Source organism: Geobacter sp., from assembly GCA_009684525.1.
Taxonomy (GTDB): domain Bacteria; phylum Desulfobacterota; class Desulfuromonadia; order Geobacterales; family DSM-12255; genus Geoanaerobacter.
Genome location: WKKR01000005.1, coordinates 217,442 through 237,029 on the forward strand (window position 1 = coordinate 217,442; position 19,588 = coordinate 237,029).

Annotated in this window: 19 protein-coding genes and 1 riboswitch; of the genes, 9 read left to right on the plus strand and 10 right to left on the minus strand. The window is 60.6% G+C overall.

Annotated features, from left to right (window positions below; genetic code table 11):
• Positions 1-69: 69 nt before the first annotated feature.
• The 3 genes from GJT30_15825 to GJT30_15835 all read left to right on the plus strand — a co-directional run bounded on the left by GJT30_15825 (position 70) and on the right by GJT30_15835 (position 1,574).
• Positions 70-450, plus strand: a complete 381-nt coding sequence (locus GJT30_15825) for a hypothetical protein (protein MSM41084.1) — start codon at positions 70-72, stop codon at positions 448-450.
• Between the two features lie 174 nt (positions 451-624).
• Positions 625-1,038: a hypothetical protein gene (locus GJT30_15830; protein MSM41085.1), complete on the plus strand. Its 414-nt coding sequence runs from the start codon at positions 625-627 to the stop codon at positions 1,036-1,038.
• 251 nt (positions 1,039-1,289) lie between these two features.
• Positions 1,290-1,574, plus strand: a complete 285-nt coding sequence (locus tag GJT30_15835) for a hypothetical protein (protein ID MSM41086.1) — start codon at positions 1,290-1,292, stop codon at positions 1,572-1,574.
• A 108-nt stretch (positions 1,575-1,682) separates the two neighbouring features.
• Here GJT30_15835 and GJT30_15840 read toward each other — a convergent pair whose 3' ends face one another.
• The 3 genes from GJT30_15840 to GJT30_15850 form a co-directional block, all read right to left on the minus strand.
• Positions 1,683-1,865: a MerR family transcriptional regulator gene (locus GJT30_15840; protein ID MSM41087.1), complete on the minus strand. Its 183-nt coding sequence runs from the start codon at positions 1,863-1,865 to the stop codon at positions 1,683-1,685.
• A 186-nt stretch (positions 1,866-2,051) separates the two neighbouring features.
• A complete protein-coding gene (locus GJT30_15845; protein ID MSM41088.1) occupies positions 2,052-2,399 on the minus strand; it encodes a hypothetical protein in 348 nt (115 codons plus the stop codon).
• A gap of 88 nt (positions 2,400-2,487) precedes the next feature.
• A riboswitch (cyclic di-GMP riboswitch) is annotated at positions 2,488-2,563 on the minus strand.
• A 377-nt stretch (positions 2,564-2,940) separates the two neighbouring features.
• Entirely contained in the window at positions 2,941-3,141 is a 201-nt protein-coding gene (locus GJT30_15850; GenBank protein MSM41089.1) for a hypothetical protein, read from the minus strand.
• Between the two features lie 227 nt (positions 3,142-3,368).
• Between GJT30_15850 and GJT30_15855 the strand changes: the two genes are divergently transcribed.
• The 3 genes from GJT30_15855 to GJT30_15865 all read left to right on the plus strand — a co-directional run bounded on the left by GJT30_15855 (position 3,369) and on the right by GJT30_15865 (position 5,279).
• Positions 3,369-4,112 (plus strand): hypothetical protein, encoded by a 744-nt coding sequence (locus GJT30_15855; GenBank protein MSM41090.1) that lies wholly within the window; start codon positions 3,369-3,371, stop codon positions 4,110-4,112.
• A 43-nt stretch (positions 4,113-4,155) separates the two neighbouring features.
• A complete protein-coding gene (locus GJT30_15860) occupies positions 4,156-4,614 on the plus strand; it encodes a DUF454 family protein (protein MSM41091.1) in 459 nt (152 codons plus the stop codon).
• 161 nt (positions 4,615-4,775) lie between these two features.
• The gene (locus GJT30_15865) at positions 4,776-5,279 is read left to right on the plus strand and encodes a ferritin (protein MSM41092.1); all 504 of its coding nucleotides are present in this window, start codon (positions 4,776-4,778) and stop codon (positions 5,277-5,279) included.
• Between the two features lie 125 nt (positions 5,280-5,404).
• On the opposite strand, the gene GJT30_15870 is transcribed toward GJT30_15865, so the two are convergent.
• From GJT30_15870 to wrbA, 5 genes are all read right to left on the minus strand, one after another.
• Positions 5,405-6,751 carry a DEAD/DEAH box helicase gene (locus GJT30_15870; GenBank protein MSM41093.1) on the minus strand — a complete coding sequence of 449 codons (1,347 nt, stop codon included), beginning with the start codon at positions 6,749-6,751 and terminating at the stop codon, positions 5,405-5,407.
• A 371-nt stretch (positions 6,752-7,122) separates the two neighbouring features.
• Positions 7,123-7,968, minus strand: coding sequence for a rhomboid family intramembrane serine protease (locus tag GJT30_15875; protein MSM41094.1), 846 nt, complete (start codon positions 7,966-7,968; stop codon positions 7,123-7,125).
• Between the two features lie 137 nt (positions 7,969-8,105).
• On the minus strand, positions 8,106-9,197 hold the full coding sequence (locus tag GJT30_15880; GenBank protein MSM41095.1) for a hypothetical protein: 1,092 nt from the start codon (positions 9,195-9,197) through the stop codon (positions 8,106-8,108).
• A 63-nt stretch (positions 9,198-9,260) separates the two neighbouring features.
• The gene (locus GJT30_15885) at positions 9,261-10,907 is read right to left on the minus strand and encodes a putative manganese-dependent inorganic diphosphatase (protein MSM41096.1); all 1,647 of its coding nucleotides are present in this window, start codon (positions 10,905-10,907) and stop codon (positions 9,261-9,263) included.
• Between the two features lie 152 nt (positions 10,908-11,059).
• The gene (wrbA, locus tag GJT30_15890) at positions 11,060-11,671 is read right to left on the minus strand and encodes an NAD(P)H:quinone oxidoreductase (GenBank protein MSM41097.1); all 612 of its coding nucleotides are present in this window, start codon (positions 11,669-11,671) and stop codon (positions 11,060-11,062) included.
• Between the two features lie 294 nt (positions 11,672-11,965).
• On the opposite strand from wrbA, the gene GJT30_15895 reads away from it, so the two are divergent.
• From GJT30_15895 to GJT30_15905, 3 genes are read left to right on the plus strand one after another with little or no spacing between them, the layout of a single operon-like run.
• The gene (locus GJT30_15895) at positions 11,966-14,209 is read left to right on the plus strand and encodes a hypothetical protein (protein ID MSM41098.1); all 2,244 of its coding nucleotides are present in this window, start codon (positions 11,966-11,968) and stop codon (positions 14,207-14,209) included.
• Positions 14,210-14,234: 25 nt separating this feature from the next.
• Entirely contained in the window at positions 14,235-15,170 is a 936-nt protein-coding gene (locus GJT30_15900; protein ID MSM41099.1) for a carbamate kinase, read from the plus strand.
• A gap of 14 nt (positions 15,171-15,184) precedes the next feature.
• A complete protein-coding gene (locus tag GJT30_15905; GenBank protein ID MSM41100.1) occupies positions 15,185-16,582 on the plus strand; it encodes a GTPase in 1,398 nt (465 codons plus the stop codon).
• Positions 16,583-16,953: 371 nt separating this feature from the next.
• On the opposite strand, the gene GJT30_15910 is transcribed toward GJT30_15905, so the two are convergent.
• Both GJT30_15910 and GJT30_15915 read right to left on the minus strand, forming a co-directional pair.
• Entirely contained in the window at positions 16,954-18,291 is a 1,338-nt protein-coding gene (locus tag GJT30_15910) for a DEAD/DEAH box helicase (protein MSM41101.1), read from the minus strand.
• A gap of 204 nt (positions 18,292-18,495) precedes the next feature.
• Positions 18,496-19,545: a diguanylate cyclase gene (locus GJT30_15915; GenBank protein ID MSM41102.1), complete on the minus strand. Its 1,050-nt coding sequence runs from the start codon at positions 19,543-19,545 to the stop codon at positions 18,496-18,498.
• Positions 19,546-19,588 lie beyond the last annotated feature (43 nt).

Consider the following 19,588-nt stretch of genomic DNA (forward strand, 5'->3'; position numbering starts at 1 on the left):
CTGTTTGCCCTTGCGCATCCGTTGACACTCTGCTACATAATCCCTGAAAACAAGATCTGGAGGTGCCCCATGGATGAGGCCCGGGAATTTATCGCCGTATTCCGCGAACTGAACGCCACCAGCGACCGGTGCGTTATCCGCTTCACCCCGTCGCTGATCGGGCTGTTCGGCACGCCGAGGTTGTTCGAGTTTTTTCTCGACGAGCTCGACGCTGCCCTGTGCAACAAAACCATAGCGCCGCCCTTGCATGAGCGGGCCAGGAACCTGGCCCAGATCTTCATCCCCCAGGTAGCCGGGTACAACAGCGTCTCCGAACCGGCAGCCGTCAAGGTCACTCCCGAGCAGCTCCGCAACATTCGCATCGACACGCCGGAACATCGCAAGCTGGGGGTACAGATCATTCTGGCCGCCCTCATGCAGATCCTCGTCGAGATCAACACCCTCGACTGAGACGCGGACCCTGGGCGCCGGTTCTTTGTGACCCGGTGCAGAAACGCTCCCGCAGATTTTCTCATGAAGGCCAAAACCGCGCCAGCAGTGCCCGCAGGGCCTACTTGAGGTTTTACATCCCTGTCGATGCATGGTATACAGTCGAAGCAGAGTCATTCCTGCCGGAGGTATGCCATGCATCCTGCCAAACTGATCCCTCCCGTTCTTGCCACCACGGTTCTTGCCAGCTGCACCTTTATCCACGGCAACAGTGAAAACCACCTGGACAAGGTGGATTACGGCCAATATCCCTCCAGCTATGCCAGGATCGTCACCGACTATATGACCGATTACCTGCTCGATCCCCAGAGCGCCGTCTATACCAACTGGAAAGGCCCGGCAAAGGGCTTTCTGACAAACGGCACGGGGGTCTTCTACGGTTACCGGGTCTGCGTGGACATCAATACGAAAAACAAATACGGCATGTACACCGGCGAGAAACAGCACCTCTTCATGATCGTCAACAACAGGGTCGTCATGATCGAAGGGGGGCACCGGAACGGGACAGCAGAACACGACCAGGTGTTCAACATGTGCAGCACGCTCTGAGGGGGCAACTCCCCGAGATGCTGCCCGGATACCCGGCGAAACCAGAGCACCATTGCATTCAAGGACGAGGGGCAGAAAGCCACCCAGACACGGATTTCCTCAACCGGAAGGGCGAATTGGAGAGATTCAACGCGGAAGAGAGAGAGGCCGGCGACGACGACATTGACTTATGGGAGCAGCGCTGTAATCTGTACGGATGATCTTCTGGTCGTGACTGTCATTCCCTATCTACCCGTACCGGTGCCCACGACATGGAACTGCTCAGGTTATTCGTACTGCTCCCGCTATTCGCCTTTTTCTATCAACTCTACCGGTTTGCCGTAACTCAACACGGAATTGCCAGGGAAAAGGCATGTTTCTCCCTGGGGATAACCTATTTCTGTATCGGGACCTTATGCCTCGTACTCCGGGTGCAGATCCTGGCACTTCCTGGCGTGCTGTTCCTGATGATGGCGCTACTCCTGATTGCCAAGGGGCTTGATCGTAAGGACAAAAAGATATTCATCGACCGCTATGACGACGACAACACGCCATGACAGCTCCGTCCAGCCACGGCAAAGTGCCACCAGCGCAGACTCCCCGCACGAATCGTAAGCAGACCGGGGAACCGGTCCCCCTCCTCCATGCAGTACCGGAGCAGTGCCTCAGATTCCGGTCATCTCCTGCACCTTGAGTTCCAGATCGTCGGCATTGACCCGAATCACCTTCTTCTCCAGATCCTCGGAACGAACAATCCCCTCATCCACCCACTTGAGGATCATGCTCAGTTCCACGCCGAATTTCTCCACTGCCTCGTCCAGGGTGTACCAGGTTTTGTCGAATGACATGGCAATTCCTTTCCCGAATCAGACTTGTTTGGTATCAGTATACCACCCGCGTCGCACCACGCAGAAAAACTCTCATGCGGGCTCGCACGGAGTCAGGGGAAAACACTCGAGGAGATTTTTTCAGAAACGAGAGAAGGTTTTACAATCGCTGCGGAAATCTGCAAGGCCAGATCAATACCCGCGATGCTAGAAGGAGACGCCGAGTTTGATGCCAATACCGCTAACTGCAGGGGATTCAGGTTGGGCCAGTGCAACGCGCTCACGAGGCTGGGGCATGAGGTCATCCGGGTTATAGGTAACTGTCAGGGACATCCGGTTATAGGTGAGGGTCACGTCTCCGTTATCGTCCAGACCGATCCCCATGGATTTCTTTGCAATCTTCTTTGCGACAATCGAGTTGAGGTTTCCCAGTTCAGTCGTTCGAACCAGATCGATACTCCCCGCACAGACTGCCTGAGGGATTAAAACGGCAGCGACAACGATGAATGACCGCCTGAAAAGAGAACCTGTCGACACTCGTTGCGCACATTTCATCTTTTCCCCCTCTTGCCGGACGTCCTATGGTCCGGATGTGCCTACGCCGGAAAAACAAAAAACCGGGTCGCCAATATCGTTGAGATATTTCGGCGACCCGGCTGTCTCAGTAAGACCCTTGGGCTTTCCGTCCCACCCTCACGGATGGTTTAGTATTGTCGATATGCTCGAACTATTCAGTTGTAAGTCGATACTACCGATCTATAAGGAAAAATGAGGTGATCTTTATCACCACAATCAGCAAAGTAAATACATGCTTCCCCATCCCCTTGAAGACATGCTTCAGATCACTGGGTTCGGTTGCCGGCAGACGGCAGTTCATCTCCGCAGGACATTCGCGGTGTCTTCCCCATTTTGCCTCGCGGCAAAGTTTGCCAAAAATAAACACCTGAACACAATGGCTAATCTTACACTTTCCCCATCTATAAAATCAAGTACATTCTCACTCCACTCCCTCGACCCGGGATATGAAAAGAAACCACACCCCAGTCCTTCACCTGAGGATTTCCAGGCACTGCCACTTCCTGAATATGCCTCTCACTCAGTGACTCGTGACTTCAGTGCACTCCTCTTTGCTCCAGGAGTCCAGTCCACCGTTTTCCAGCTTTACCTGTACCGTCTCGCCGGCAGACGTACACCCGAATGAATACCCGATCTCACCGGTTCTCAGGTTTTTGAGCGGTACCCGTTCCTCACGTTGTTCAGTCCGGTAACAGACCGTATTGTATTGCGATTCCCTCATGACTGTTCGCCTCCCCTCTTTCTGCTTCCATATAAACTATAACAGGAACGGGTTATTTTGAAAACAGTTTTCATTTTCACGCCTTTCAGGCGCATGGAAGCGGCTCCGTGGCGTCTGTGAACCTTCTCAAAAAGCGGGTGAGGATATCAAGATTTGCATTTGCCGCAGATAACCGATACCCTTTGCAGCATCACCCTTTGCCACAAGCCTGTCAGGAGAGTTCGATCATGAATAACAAATCAGTTCGAATCATCGTAGGTACCATATCGGTCGCGGTCTCCCTGTTCCTAGCATGGCGGATCGGTCTCTGGCTGGAGCCTGCCCCGGCGCAGCAGGGTCCGAAATCCGTGGTGGCCACTGGGAACATGGCGAAAAGACCGCCATTTGCCAGCGGCAAGGTCAGTGAGCAGCTAGCCTATGAACTTCACCGTGTCAAACAATCCGAAGATGGAAAGATATTTGAAGGAGTCGGGCTGGTCAGGTTCGATATTCGCCAGGAGGAGTTGAAGCCGGTTGTCCAGTCGATGCTCAAGGAGTTGCAAAAAAAGATTCCGCATCTGCAGCGGATACATCTCTTCATTCGGCCCTCCCTTGACTGCCCGGCTTGCACCATTGCCGAGGTTTCCTCGCAGCAAGGGAATACCGTGCTCAAATTCGGCATCCCCTCCCTGGCGCAGATATATGCCAACAACGCCCAGATCGGCAATCTGTCTCCTTCCGGAGAGAAGATCGACCGGCCTCGTCTCTCCCTTCCCGATCGTGAGAGCTTTTCCGGGGGTCTTGCCGTTGTGATGGCCATGGACGCTGCACGGAAGAAATCCCCTGCCCTGACCGACGATCAGCTCCTTGAGCAGGCCGCCACTGCCACCGGCGTCTCGTATGTCGTTGCCAAGAAATATCTCGATTTCATGCGCTCCTATTTCACGGGCGACACATTCGGCAGTGAAACCTTCCCGTTCGACCAGCGCTGACGCCCATCTGCGGAATACTCGGCTGAAAGGATCCGGGAAGCACATGTCACATCCGCGGGAAGGTCATGACACCAAGAAGCTGCCACCGGCACCGCAGAGCCGGCATGTGCGCCATCCCGTCTTACGCTGGGCACTGCTGATCATCGGCCTGGCAGCAACCATCTTCGGCATCATCGGCATCTTTCTCCCGCTCGTACCGACCGTCCCGCTGCTGCTCCTGGCAGCGGCCTGCTTTGCCCGCAGTTCGGAGCGTTTCCATACCTGGCTCATCGAGCACAGGCATTTCGGACCGCTGATTCGCGATTACCTGAAAGGTTCCGGCATACCCAGGCGGGCAAAGGTGTCGGCCATAACCCTTGTCTGGCTGACCATCCCCCCATCGGCCCTGTTCATCGTACCCGTGCTCTGGGTAAAGATCCTGCTCTTTGCAGTTGCCGCCGGGATATCCCTCTACCTGCTCCGCCTGCCGACACGCACGGACTCCCATAACAGCAATCCCTGAAACCGGCAGGTCATGCATCCCATCCGACGCCCGGCCGATCCCTGTCGGGAATCGTTTCTCTCACCCCAATGGGACCGGCCCGTTGACAATGACATCCCTCCCACTAAACTTGTCAGTGAAACCCGTTGACAAACGACATCCGACATCAGGAGGGAGATATCATGGGATCAAAGGCGCGTGAAATTATCGGCATGGATGTAGATGAACTTCTGAACCTGCTGCGGCGGGCCTACGCCGATGAGTGGCTGGCCTACTACCAGTACTGGCTCGGCGCCAAGCTGGTCAAAGGCCCGATGAAAGACGCCGTCGGCGCGGAACTGCTCCAGCATGCAACGGAAGAGCTCATGCACGCCGACATGGTGGCCATGCGGATCATCCAGCTCGGAGGAACTCCGGTAACCAAGCCGGAGGACTGGTACAAACTGACCAACTGCGGCTACGAGGCACCTGACGACCCCTTCGTGAAGACGCTGCTGATGCAGAATATCAAGGGAGAGCAGTGTGCCATCGGCGTCTACAAGAAACTCATGGACATCACCAGGGAGAAGGACCCGGTAACCTACAACATGGTCCTGCAGATCCTCCAGCAGGAGGTTGAGCATGAAGAGGACCTCCAGGCGCTTTTGGAAGATTTCGAGCTGATGATGCAGGCGGTGCGGGGCTAAGGGGGCCGCTAGCCTGTCTGCATGACCCCTCCCCGCCGTTTTCCTGCCTGAAACGAAAAAAGCCTGCATTGATGCAGGCTTTTTTCGTATTCTCACCATGAAGTTACGCAGAAATTCTCGTGCGATTATCCCTGGCGGTTGCTTTTGTTCTGCCGGTAGACCACCACCGGGTCGCGGTCCTGACGCTTGGGTGCGCCCCACGGCCGCTTGGCCGCATGTGCGGAACCGTTGCCTGCCGCACCGGCGGCACTCCGTTGCCCTCTCCCCTGGTTTGCACCAGTGCCGCGTCGCTGTCCACCGCCCCCCCCTTTGCCGGCAGCAAGCCTGCGCAAGGGATGCAACGGCTCAAGGCCGGGAATGACATGCAGCGGCAGCTGGGCACCGGTATAGCGTTCGATCCTGTCCAGGTAGCTGATCTCGCTGTGGGACACGAACGATATCGCAATCCCCGAAGCCCCGGCACGACCGGTCCGGCCGATCCGGTGGACGTAATCCTCGGCATATTTGGGCAGATCGTAATTGATGACATGGCTGATGCCGGTAACGTCCAGGCCACGGGCAGCCACGTCGGTGGCAACCAGGAAGCGGAGCTGACCCCGGTGCATGTTGCTGATGGTGCGGTTGCGGGCACCCTGGGGCATGTCGCCGTGCAAAGCTGCCGCCTTGTGACCCTGGGCGGACAGTTCCTTGGCAAGCGAATCGGCATCCCGCTTGGTGGCGGAGAAGATGATCGCCTTCGACACTTCCGTGTCGGCCAGGAGATGCTGCAACAGGCGGTTCTTGTGGGGAAGGCTGTCGGCAACCAGGAGCCGCTGTTCGATATTGGCATGGGTAACCTGGCTGGGGGTTATCTGCACGACTTCAGGCTCTTTCAGCAGGCCACCGGCCAGCTTCTTGATCCGGTGGTCCATGGTGGCGGAAAAGAGCAGGGTCTGACGACTGGCCGGCGTTGCCGCGGCGATCTTCTCCACATCCTCGACAAATCCCATATCGAGCATCCGGTCGGCCTCATCCAGCACCAGCATCTCCAGGCGGGACAGGTCAAGCCGCCCCCGCTCCAGATGGTCGATGAGACGACCGGGAGTGGCGACGATCAGGTCAACCGGGACCGAAAGGAGGCGCAGCTGCTCGCGATAGGGCATGCCGCCGAGAATGGCGCCGCTTCTGACCCGCATGAACTTCCCATAGGTACGCACCGCATCGGTGACCTGGTTGGCCAGCTCGCGGGTCGGGGTCAGCACCAGTACGCGCGGTCCCCTCCCGGTGGCGGTTGCGGGCTGGGATATCCTCTGCAGCGACGGCAACACAAAGGCCGCTGTCTTGCCGGTGCCGGTCTGGGCAGAGGCGATCAGGTCGCGGCCGGCCAGAGCCTTGGGAATTGCCTCGGCCTGGATCTGGGTCGGCTCGGTATAGCCGCAGTTTTCGATAGCCTTGAGGATGACGGGGGAGAGATTCAGTTCAGCAAAAGACATGTATATTCCTTCTTTCTGTAATGGCCCGACAGGCAGCCGGGCAGAAGTATGCATCACCGGACAACGGCGGACGAAGACGGTATGCAACAGGACTTCATCCGGATCTGCGGAAAGGCGCCTACCGGGTGAGGAAATGTTGTGCGTGATGACTTGGATTGAGCGATGGCGGATCGAGAAAGGCGGCCTACGGAAAACGCTGAGGACTGCTGCGAAGAACTGCAACCAGCTTGAAAAGGACGACATACTGCCCGCCAGGGCAACGCGTAATATCTACTTATAGCAGCAATATGATGGACAAGCAATCTTTTTCATTAATTATTTTATGAAACTTCTGAAGAGAGTGCCCCGGCAGCTCGAAGCGGCGCGGCAGGTCACGAGCCCATCGTGCCACCAAACCTGATCAGGAGGGCACTTACGGTGGCCCAGCCCAATATGGCCACGGTAACCGCGGCACAGGCCAATGCCAGGACCCGGTGGAAAAGGGTCTCCCGGCCGCGCTCCTCATACCCCAGCAGCATCCCCAGGAGAATTCCGCTGATGATCCCGCCACCGTGCCCCCAGTTGTTGATCCCCGGCAGCATCAGGCCGAAAAGGACCAGACCGATCACCCAGCCGCTCACCTCGCGAAAGACCGCCGCGCCATAGGTCCCGCCCCGGCTCTTACCGTAATAGAGCAGGGCACCGATGAGCCCGCAGATTGCGGCCGAAGCGCCGATGGTGAAAGGAACCCCGGCCAGGAAGGAGACTACGAACCCCCCCACCCCTCCCAGGGTGTAGATGATGAACATCCGGCTCGGCCCGAATTCCTGGTTGACCCAGGGGGCAATCTGGCGGATGGCCATCAGGTTGAAGATGAGATGGAGAATCCCGCCATGGAGATAGGTGGCCGATACCAGGGTCCAGATCCTGCCGAGCCGCGCAATGGGGATCGTCCCGGTGCTCCCCAGGACCAGCATGCTGGTCTGGTCCGGGGCAAGGAAACTGAAGGGATTGAGAGACGAACCGCGCCGGACGCTCAGGAGCAGGGAAAGGATGTAAAAGGCTATGGTGACCGTTATGATGGCCTTGACCAGCCAATCGCCATCGAGACCCCCCTGGGCCCAGGCGCTGGCGCTCCATCTCCCCTTGGAGCGGTCAAAGCCGCACCAGGAACAGGTTGTTTCGGAACTGCCGATCAGGCGCCGGCAACGGGGGCAGAGCATGGCCCTCTGCGTCATGGTTATCACTCCATTGGTCTGGATTTCGCCCCACTATAGCATGGGCATGCGGGAAAGCCAATGTCCGGACAAGCCGCCGGGCAGAGAATCGCGCAAACGGCATGGCCATGTGCCCGAATGCCCGGGGATTCCCCCGGTTACCCTTTCAGGTTGTGCCAGAGGTTGACCATGAAATCCTGGACATTGGTCAGGATGGCCACGGATTGGGCAGAGCCGCGGTTCGCCAGTTTATCGGCGCTGAACTCCGACATGTCGACGATATAGAAGAAGACCGGACGGACCGTGCCGTCTGCCAGGACATGATAGCTGGGAAGCATGTTGCCGAAGGCGATGGCATGGAGCTGGGTAGCCAGGGCAATGACCGTGGTCGCCCGCCGCGCGTGAACCCGCATGGCATCCTGTGCCCGGCAGGAATCGGCGATCACCTCGGGCAGCGGGCCGTCGTCCCGGATGGAACCTGCCAGCACCAGCGGTATCTCCTTGCGCCGGCAGGCATGGACGATGCCGTTGTCGACCCCTTTATCGGCGATCATGGCGGCCATGGACCCGCACCGGCGCACCTCGTTGATGACATCCAGGTGATGATAGTGCCCCTGGGGCCGCAGAGCCTGGGAGTAGATGTCCTGTCCCAGCCCGGTCCCGAACAGCGCTGCTTCCAGGTCGTGGGTGGCAAGGGCGTTCCCCGCCAGGAGGGCATGGCAGTAACCCTGCTCTATCAGCCCCTGCATGGCCTCCCGACTGTCCCGGTCAAAGGCAACCGCCGGCCCCAGCACCCAGACGATGGAGCCATGTTCGCGGTCATGACGCAGGACCTCGTACAGCTCCTCGTAGGAACGGGAAAAAGGGGATTCCCTGGTTCCCCTGGTACGGAAGGCAAACTTGTCCGCCTCTTGTGCCGGGGAGACGGTGAAGCCCGAGGTATGGACCAGTATCCCCTCCTCGCCATCCTCTGTGCGGCCGACCACCACCGGATCGCCCCGCAGCAGCCGGCGGGGCTCGACCACGTCAAGGTCATCGCCGCGCAACACCAGCACGCCGTCCATCCGGCTTTCGCGGGCGAGGAGCCACCTGCCGTTGCCGAGACGGACATATTCCGGATGGTTTGACGTGGCATGGAAGCCCTTGGGGGCCACGCCGTCGGCAGGGGCCGGCTCGACCCGCGCAGCCGGGGCCGCCACCAGGTCGGGTCGGTCGAAATCAGGCGGTGAATAGGAAGGGATAACTGCCATGCCGTCTCCTCGTCGATGCAGGTGCTACGCCGTTCCCGGTGACCGCAGGGTTCATGCAGAAGGTTACAGGGCGCCCAGCACCTTCATCAGGTGTGGCACCATCTGCTTCTTGCGCGACATGACTCCCTTCAGCTCGTAGAGGTGCGGTTCCAGCTGGGGATAGCCCATGACATGGGCCAGCTCGTTCTTCCCTTCTGCCAGGAAGAGAGTGGTCTCGGTGTAGATGTCGGTGACCATCAGGCCGGCGAGATTGAGCCGCTCCTGCTCCTTGATCCGCGCCAGGGCCTGCCGGAGCGTCTCCTTGAGCTCGAAGAATTCGTCGAAGCCGACCACCTCCACCTGGCCGATGCCGAACAGGGTATCTGCCGCGGAGAAATGCTTGAAATCGGCCCGGATGGCCTGTTCAGGGGTGTCATAGGCGCTGAAACCGCTGCAGGAGGAGAATATCTCCTTGCCGAACGTCTCGTGACAGAGACCCGAGCGCCCCTCCAGCCAGGCAACCATCTCCCTGTCCCGCTCGGTGGTCGTGGGGGATTTGAGGATCACCGTGTCCGAAAGGAGACCGGCCAGAAGCAGCGAGGCGATCCGCGGCTCGGGCTCCACACCCTGTTCCCGGAAGAGGGAGGCGACCACGGTGCAGGTGCTCCCCACCGGGGCGGCCAGGAAGGTAATCGGCTGGTTGGTGGGCGCATTGCCGAGCTTGTGGTGGTCGATCACCTCCAGGATCTCCACCGCCTCGGCCCCCGGCACCGCCTGGGTCAGCTCGTTGTGGTCCACGAGGATCAGGGCGTAGGGGATCGGCGCCAGGAGCGACGACTTGGTGGCGATCCCGGCCAGGGTGCCATCCTCCTCCACGGCGATCACGGCCGGCTCCCCGGAATGGATCAGCTTGAGCCGCAGGTGCTCCAGGGATTCGGCAACGCCGATCCGCTCGAATTTCGTCTCCATGAAGCAGGAAAGGGGGGTGGAAAGCCGGGCCAGCCAGGCAGCCGTGGCGGTATCATGGGGGGTGGAGAGGACTGCGACCCCGGACTGGCGGGCGCGGGCAAGGAGGTCCTCCCGCACCGGGAAACCGCCGGTCACCACCAGGAGCCGTACCCCCTTGTCGATGGCGGCCTGCTGGATGGAGGGGCGATCGCCGGTCATGATCAGGAGCGACGCAGGGTCATAGCCGCTGATCCGGCTGGAAAAGGATTCCTCGACCATGGCGCCGATGAAGAGGTGCAGATGCTCCACCGCGTCGGCAGAGGTCCCGGAGAGGAAAGTGGCGTCCAGGCAGGCGGCCAGCGAGCCGAGCGAGCTGTCGACCCCCCGCTTCCGGTCCGTTCCCGCAACCAGGTACTTTTCCGAGAGCTTGAGGAGTGAGACGATGCCAATCGGGGCATTCTGGCCGTCGACCACCGGTAGCACCCGGATGGTGTGGCGGTGGAAGAGTTCCAGGGCCTCCTTCAAGGTGAGGGCCATGTCGGCGGTGATCGGCCGGGGGTTGAGGACATCCCTGACCTTGGGATGGACGTCCGCCAGGTAGAGCGGCGGCTCCAGCCCGAGCCGCTCCAGGATGAAGCGGGTCTGTGGGTTGGGCGCGCCGGCCATGGCAGCGGTCACGGCGGTATGTCCCTGCATCCGCTTCAGTGTCGCATAGGCCATGGCCGCCGCAACGGAATCGGTATCCGGATTGCGGTGCCCGATGACATAGATCTGCTTGCCCATCTCTCCTCCCCTGAATGCCAAACCAACTGCAATTCCAGGCAGTATAGGGAGCCGGGCACCGCTTGTCAAACGGCATCGCCCGAGGAAACCTCTCCCTGAAGCGCCCGGCGTGATTGCCCGGCCCGGCGCCGTTTCATCGGGGCGCTCCCGGATCAGCCTGCCAGTTTGGCCGCTATTTCCGCAACATGCCGCCCCTGGAAGCGGGCTGCAGCCAGTTCATTGTCGCTGGGGAGCCGCTCCCCCTTGCCGCCGGCGATGGTGGAGGCGCCATAGGGGCTCCCGCCGGTGATTTCGTCGATCCGCATCTGGCCGGCAAAGGTATAGGGGAGCCCGACGATCACCATACCCTGGTGCAGGAGGAAGGTATGGAAGGTGAGGATGGTCGACTCCTGGCCGCCATGCTGGGTGGCGGAGCTGGTGAAGACGCTCCCGACCTTGCCGACCAGCCCTCCGGTGAACCAGATCTGCCCAGTTGCATCGAGAAACTGGCGCATCTGGCCACACATGTTGCCGAACCTGGTCGGTGTGCCGAAGATGATCGCATCGTAACCGGTCAGCTCTTCGATGGTGCAGACCGGCACATGGGCGAGCCCCTTCTGCGCCTCCAGGGCACCCATCTTCTGTAGCACCTCCGGAGGCAGCGTCTCCGGAACCCTGCGCAGGACGGCACGGGCGCCCGCCACCTCCCTGACCCCTTCGGCAACAGCCTCGGCCATCCGGTGGATATGGCCATACATGGAGTAATAGAGCACGAGAACGTTCATGATTCTCTCCTTTCCTGGAGCCTCAATCCGTGACAGATGCCGGGTCGACGAAGCGACTGTGCCCGAGAACCAGCCGCTGTAGGCGAAATGGAGCGTCAACCGGCCTGCCTGTCTGAGCCCGTCTGGGTGAGTTGCGGGCCGGTAGCGGAATGAGCCGTACAGCGGCGGTTCGAGCGGCACGCGGAGCGTAGCGGCCCGGCAGTCGTCACGGATTCACATGGAGGACAATCGTAACCTCTGACACTATCTTACAGCGCGCCAAAGCCATTGCAACCGAACCTCTCTCATTGGCCAATGGGAGAATATCATTGGAAAAATTTCACCACTCCTGATATAGAGCTTTACAAATCGGCAATCTATTCCACAATTCCAACAGTATCATCCCAGTGCGCGACAATGCCGCCAGCCCCCGACACTCGGACCGGCATGCGGAATCCCGGCTGGCATGAGGAGGGAAATGCGATGCGATATCTGCCCCTGGCGGCAACAGTGTTGTTCTGCACGATCCTGAACGGCTGCTCCACCCCTCAGGGCATCTACAACGGGCGCGACGATATCATGGGGATCTATGCCGTCGGGTCAGACGGGAAGGTCTTCGACCGGAGCGACAGAAACGCCCGGATCGCCCTTGCTTCCGCCAACCGAACGATCCTGGAGACAAAATACGGCACGGAGCAACAGTTCCTGAGACGGAAAGGGGTCCCGCAACTCGGACTGTCCCTGTCGGGCGGCGGTACCCGCTCGGCCTCCTTCAGCATCGGTGTGCTCAAGGGGCTGACCGAACTCGGGGTAATGTCCGGGGTCGACATGGTTTCGGCGGTCTCCGGCGGGGCCTACGCAACCTACTGGTACTTCACCCAGAACTGTTACCTCAATCTCCCCGCCGGGGGTGCAGGCGCGTTCTGCGACCCGGCCGACCGCAACGACGAGGATCTCAGGCTGCTGGAGAAGGCCAGGAACAGCTTTACCCCCGACATCATCTTCGCCGCCTGGAACGACCCGTCCAACGGCACATCACAGCAAGAACGGAGCAATATCCGCGATCCCAATGACTATCGCTTCCAGCTCGCCCTGGAGGGAAGCTCGGACATCCTCACCTACCAGAAACGGGAGGGGATCGTCGGCTCGCTGCAAAACGCCTCCCAGCAGGCCGGCAATATCTTTACCCATAGCCTGATCACCCCCTTCCACTGGCTCTTCAACGGCCTCTTCGACTGGGACGTCAACCTCAACCCCTACCGCAGGTACTACCAGAACGGTCTGGAACGGACCTACGGACTCGTCCCCCTCACCTATGACTATAACCATTATGCCAACGACACCTCCCTGGTCTTTGCCGTCAATCAGCAGTACAGCCTCTCCAACCCGAACGAGCCCTTTCAGAACAGATACGATTCCCACGCCATCCGCTTCCCCCGCATCAATGCCCAGCAGGTCCCGCTCTCCCGCATGGCCGGCTATCTCAGGGCAAAAAAGGAGGAAGGGAAACCGCTCCCCTTCTTCATTATCAACACCACCGGCGGGTTTAGTCGTGCCTTCAAGAAGTTCAGCTCGGAAAAAAACCGGGAGGTCTGCGCCGCAAAACGTGAGGTATGCAACGCCGAGCCGCCACCAAAGGCTGGGCGCTGCAGCAACTACTGCGCCGAGAGCGAGGAGGTCTGCCTGCAGCGCAGGATGAGCAACGCCCTTTTCGAGTTCACCCCGCTCTGGTACGGCTCCAACCTGGTCGGATATTACCCCGTCGATTCCGCCCCCGAGCCGGTAAGCTTCTCCCAGGCGGTTGCCATCTCCGGGGCCGCAGTGGACAGGCAACAAGAGGCGGTCGACATCGCCGGAAACAGCCAGGGCTCGTCGGCCACGGTCGAGGCGGCAATGGATCTCCTGAATGCGGACATCGGCTACCGGATCTCCAACCCCAGGACCAACGGGTTCGTCCAGGTCCTGCACAAGGTCATGCCCTTCCCCCTCTATTACCTCCTCGATGCAGTGGAAGGGGACAGCGGGGCAGCGCTCCACCTGAGCGACGGCGGGCACACCGAAAACCTGGGGGCCTTTTCCCTGGTGCGCAGGGGGGTGAAGAAAATCATCATCGTTGATGCCGAACAAGACAACCGGTCGACCTTCAGCTCGGCGCAGCGGCTCAAGGTCCAGTTGAAGAAGGAGCTGGGGCTGGAGATGTCCTTCGACCAGGTGAAAACCGTGGATGTGTTCCATACCCCTCTTGAACAAGCGGTTTTTTTGGGAAAGATCAAAGGGCTCGTGGGGGAAAATGGTGCAGAAGAAGACCTGGAACTCTTGTATATCAAGCTTTCCATGGACCGGAACAGGCTGCAGCCCCCCGGCCATAACGACTCGATCCATTACCCCTTCTCGGTAACCGGTTATCAGGTACGGGACGAGGATTTCCCCCACAACTCCACGGTGGATGTCTTTTTCAGCCCCGAGCAATACCGCGCCTACCGGGACCTGGGATACAGCATGGTCATGGGGAACCGGGAGAAGATCCGTGCCTTTGCTACCGGCGGGAAAGCCCCGTGACGACGCTGCTCCAGGAGGGATAGCCATGAGCCGGAATGAGACGAAACCGTTACTACTGGTGGCCCTGGGGGGAAATGCGCTGATCCGTCCCGGTGAGGCGGGAACCGCCGAGGAACAGCTCGCCAACCTGCAGGGACCCATGCGCCAGCTTGCTGGGCTGGCAGATCCGTTCAGGCTGATCATTACCCACGGCAACGGCCCCCAGGTGGGCAATCTCCTGCTGCAGCAGGAGTGCGCACCGGAAGTCCCCCGCCTCCCCCTGGAGATCCTGGTTGCCCAGACCCAGGGGCAGATCGGCTACATGATCGAATCGACACTCGACTCGGCCCTTGCCGAGGCAGGCCTGAAGAAAAACCTGGTCAGCCTGATCAGCTATGTGGTGGTGGACGAACAGGACCCCGCCTTTGCCGCGCCCACCAAGCCGATCGGCCCCTGCTACAGCGCCGAACGGGCAGCAGCACTCCCTTTTCCCACTGTGGCGACCCCCTGCGGCTTCCGGCGGATCGTGGCTTCACCTCAGCCGTTGACCGTGGTGGAAAAGGAGGAGATCCGCAGACTGATGGAGATGGACTTCATCGTCACCTGTTGCGGCGGCGGCGGAATCCCGGTTATCAAAGAAGGACGGGCCTTTCACGGCGTCGACGCCGTGATCGACAAAGACCTGGCCAGCGCCTGCCTGGCGGCCGAGATAGGGGTGGATATCCTGGTGATCGCCACCGACGTGCCAGGGGTGGCACTGGGGTTCGGTACGCCGGAGGAGCGCTATCTCGACCGGATGACCCTGGCGGATGCCAGGCGCCTGCTGGCGGCCGGGCTGCTCCCTGCCGGCTCAATGGGCCCCAAGGTGGAGGCCATGACCCGGTTTCTCGACAACGGCGGGAAGCGGGGGGTGATCTGCCACCTGGACCGGATCGCGGCAGCCGTGGCAGGAGAAGCGGGAACGCAGTTCATCGGAGACTGATGCGGAGGATCGACATGGAACAGGCAGGAGAGCACAAGCCCCCCCACCACGGCAACGGCGCGGACCCCACCCGGGTGATCATCATGGGCGCCGCGGGCCGCGATTTCCACAACTTCAATTGCTGCTTCCGGTCGAACGGAGCCTACCGGGTCGTGGCCTTCACCGCGGCCCAGATCCCCTACATCGACCGGCGAAGGTACCCCGCAGCACTGGCCGGGCCGCTCTATCCGCGGGGCATCCCGATCCACCCGGAAGAGGAGCTGCAGGAGCTGATCCGCCGGCACCGGGTCGAGCAGGTGGTCTTTTCCTACAGCGACATCTCCCACCAGGAGCTGATGCATACCGCCTCGGCGGTCCTCTCCTGGGGAGCGGACTTCCGACTGCTAAGCCCTCCGGCCACCATGCTCCGGAGCAGGCGCCCGGTCGTCTCGGTCTGCGCCGTCCGTACCGGCTGCGGCAAGAGCCAGGTGGTCCGCTATCTCTGTCAGATCCTGCTGGAAAAGGGGATCAAGCCGGTGGTCGTCCGTCACCCCATGCCCTACGGCGACCTGGTGCAGCAGGAGGTGGAACGCTTCGTCGAATCGGCAGACCTGGAGCGCTACCAATGCACCATCGAGGAACGGGAGGAGTACGAACACCTGCTGGAATGCGGCGCCGTGGTCTACGCAGGGGTGGACTACGGAAAGATCCTGAAGAGAGCCGAAAAAGAGGCCAGGGTCATCATCTGGGACGGCGGCAACAACGACCTCCCCTTCTACCGGCCTGACCTGGAGATCGTGGTGGCAGACCCGCTCCGGCCGGGGCACGAGACATCCTACTTCCCCGGCGAGGTGAACCTGCGCCGGGCCTCACTGATCGTGGTGAACAAGGTGAATGCCGCGCTCCCCGCCGATCTGGCGCAGGTCGAGGATGCCATCCGGAGAACGAACCCTCAAGCAACGGTGGTGCGAACGGCATCGCTGGTCTCCTGCGCTGAGGGGGAACGGGCACGGGGGAAGCGGGTGCTGGTGATCGAGGACGGGCCGACCGTGACGCACGGTTCCATGCCTGCCGGCGCCGGACTGGCCGCCGCGCGGCAGTTCGGTGCAGCCGAGGTCGTCGATCCGCGACCATGGGCGGTCGGATCGCTCAAAGAGGTCTATGCCCGCTACCCGCATATCGGCAGCGTGCTCCCGGCCATGGGCTACCGGCCGGAACAGGTTGACGACCTGTCAGCGACCATCGATCAGGTCCCGTGCGACCTGGTGCTGGCGGCAACCCCCATCGACCTGGCGCAACTGGTCACAAGCAGGGAACCGATCCTGCGGGTCGGCTACGCGATTGCGGAAATCGATGGTACCCCGTTGCGGGACGCCTTTCTCCGCTTTCTCACCGCCTGCGACCCCGGCAAAACGGCGCCGGAAGCCAGATGAGCACACCCTGTGAAGCAGCACCCGGCAAGGCTTCGCAGGGCATGCTCGTTTGACACGGACAGCGGGCAGGCGTACTATAAACATGTAAGAGTGATCATTGACAAAGCGACGGTACCCAGGCAGCGCCTGACGCGCAGTGACGGCCTCATCCGCCTGAGCGTGAAAACCTCTTCAAAAAGGTGGAACTGAAGGGCCACTCTCCGCAAGGTCCCCTAAGGAGCGTGCGGGAAGCCTCCCGATACTAACACCGGCGGATAAGGAAAGAGTGCCGAGTAGGGTACCGCCCAAAAAAGCAAAAGCCCGGAAGCGATTCCGGGCTTTTGTGCGTTTCAGGATAGGCTGTTGCCTGTTGCAGCTCCTGCCTTCTCAGCTCATCTCCCCTGCCGCGGCTGGGTGCTCCGGGAGGATGCGCCACCGCTGCGCTGGTTCGTGCCATGCTGTCGCGGCTGCTGCCCGCCACCCTTTGCCTGGCCGGGAGCAGCTCCCTTGCCGGGGAAAGAGGAGGCATTCTTCTTCGCCCCGGCCTGCTGACCACCACGCGGGGGTCTTGGAGCACGGGAGAATTCCACGTCGGAACGGGGTGCCGGAACTGCGTAGTCAAACCCTTCCAGGGTCCGCCGCTCGATGGTATCGTGCAGCAGGCGCTCGATGGCACGGACCATGGCACCGTCTTCGGCAGTTACCATGGTATAGGCGTCGCCGCTTTTGGCCGCGCGGCCGGTCCGGCCGATGCGGTGGATATATGCCTCCGGAGTATCAGGGATATCGTAATTGATCACGTGGGAAATGAGTGAAACGTCAATCCCTCTGGCCGCGATATCAGTTGCCACCAGGATCTGGTAGCTGCCGTCGCGAAAACCGTCCAGGGCCGCCTGCCGCTTGTTCTGGGAGAGGTTTCCCTGCAGGGAGGCTGCCCGGTAGCCGGCCTTTTCCAGCTGCTCGCCGAGACGCTTGGCCCGGTGCTTGGTGCGGGTGAAGACCAGCACTGATTCGGTATCGGTTTTACGCAGGATCTCCAGGAGCAGCGGGGTCTTCAGGTGCTGTGTCACAGGGTAGAGGGCATGGCTGACCGTGGTTGCCGCCGTGGTCGCCCCTACCTGGACCGTAACCGGAGCGCGGAGGATCTCCTGCGCCAACCCCCTGATCTCGGTCGGCATGGTGGCCGAAAAGAGCAGGGTCTGCCGGTCAGCGGGAAGGCGCTGCAGGATGCGCCGGATATCGGGGAGAAAGCCCATGTCGAACATCTGGTCAGCCTCGTCCAGCACCAGGACCTCAAGCCGCGAAAGGTCGATGTTCCCCTGGTTCAGGTGATCGAGGAGCCTGCCCGGACAGGCCACGACAATCTCCACCCCCCGCTTCAGCTTCTGCACCTGGGGCGAAACACCGACTCCACCGTAAAGCGTCATGCTCCGCAGGCGGGTCTCCTTCCCCAGCGCCTCGAAGGCTTGGTGGATCTGCTCTGCCAGCTCGCGGGTGGGGGCGACGACGAGCGCCCGGACCGTGCCCCGCGCCCCTTTCATCAGGCGATGCAGGATCGGCAGGGCAAAGGCGGCAGTCTTACCGGTACCCGTCTGAGCCAGCCCCATCACATCCTCTCCCTTGAGAACGGGGGGGATCGCCTGAAGCTGGATCGGGGTCGGTGTCTGGTAACCGGCAGCCTTGATGCCGGCTGCGACCCTGGGGTCGAAGTTGAATTGCTGAAAATGCATGAATCCTTCTTTCTGTGTTCCGTACGAAAAAAGCCCCGGAGATTTTCCGGGGCTTACGAATGATTGGTCGTCTTCTTCCGGGAACAGCGGTTGTAGTTGTATGACCCTATCAGCATGCAGGTACCATTGTCAAGGCATTCCTCGCGCAGTCATTTCTTCGGGTCTCCAGCCGCGTCAACGGCATGGTGCGGCACAACAGGACGATTACCCCCCGGAGAAGGCCGGACTTCCTTCAAAACCGCGCAGGCACGATTTTATGGCATCGGTGATGCTCTGCAGCTCTGTTCCGGCATAGCGGTTGCGCCCGGACTGCTTAGCCTGGTAAAGGCAGCGGTCCGCCAGCGCCACCACGTCGTTCCACCCTTTCCCCTTCGACCCCTCGGCTGCCTGGCAGGCTATCCCGCAACTCATGGTCAGCACCTTGTGGGTGCTCATCTGATGGGGGATGTGCAGTGCAGCAAGCCCCTCAAGCAGCCTGCCGACCAGGATCTCGGCCCCTGCCAAGGGGGTTTCCGGCAGGAGCAACAGGATCTCTTCGCCGCCATAGCGGTAGAGCCGGTCCGACTTGCGGATGCGGATCTGGAGATGCTCGGCGACCTTGCGCAACGCCATGTCCCCGGCCAAATGGCCGTAGCAATCATTATAGGCCTTGAAGAAATCTATGTCGAAGAGCGCCACCGAATAGTCCCTGCTGTAGCGGACCGACTGGGCGTGGGAATAAGCCAGATCGACCTCCATGGCGCGTCGATTGCCGATCCCCATGAGCGGGTCCACCATGGAAAGCGCCTTGAGCTTCTCGTTGGCCTCCAGAAGCTGCCTGGTCCGGGCGGTAATGGAGTGCTCGATGATCTCCCGCTGCTTTTCATATACCTGGAAATGCGACTTGGCGAGATCGGTCAGCGTCACCAGCCCTGACAGCTTGCCATCGCCATCCACCACCGGAACATGGCGCACGTTGCGGGAGGTGATCATGACCAGCGCATCGAACAGCGTGGTATCTTCGCCAACGGCAATCAGCGGGCGGGACATGACATCACGCACCTTCAATGCCCTGATGGAGCGATCGTCCCGTTCCGCCAGCAGCCGGATGAAGTCCCGTTCCGTGACGATCCCCACCGGGACATCCTCGTCGGTGACCACCATGCAGGAATAGTGGCTGGCGAGCATGGTCTGGATCACATCCATCAGGTCCGCAGCCGGCGGGGTAACGGCAACCTCGGTGGTCATCAGACTCTTCACGAAAATGTCTTGCATTGCAACCCTCCCAAACACAGAGCATTTCGGCTGAATTAAGCCG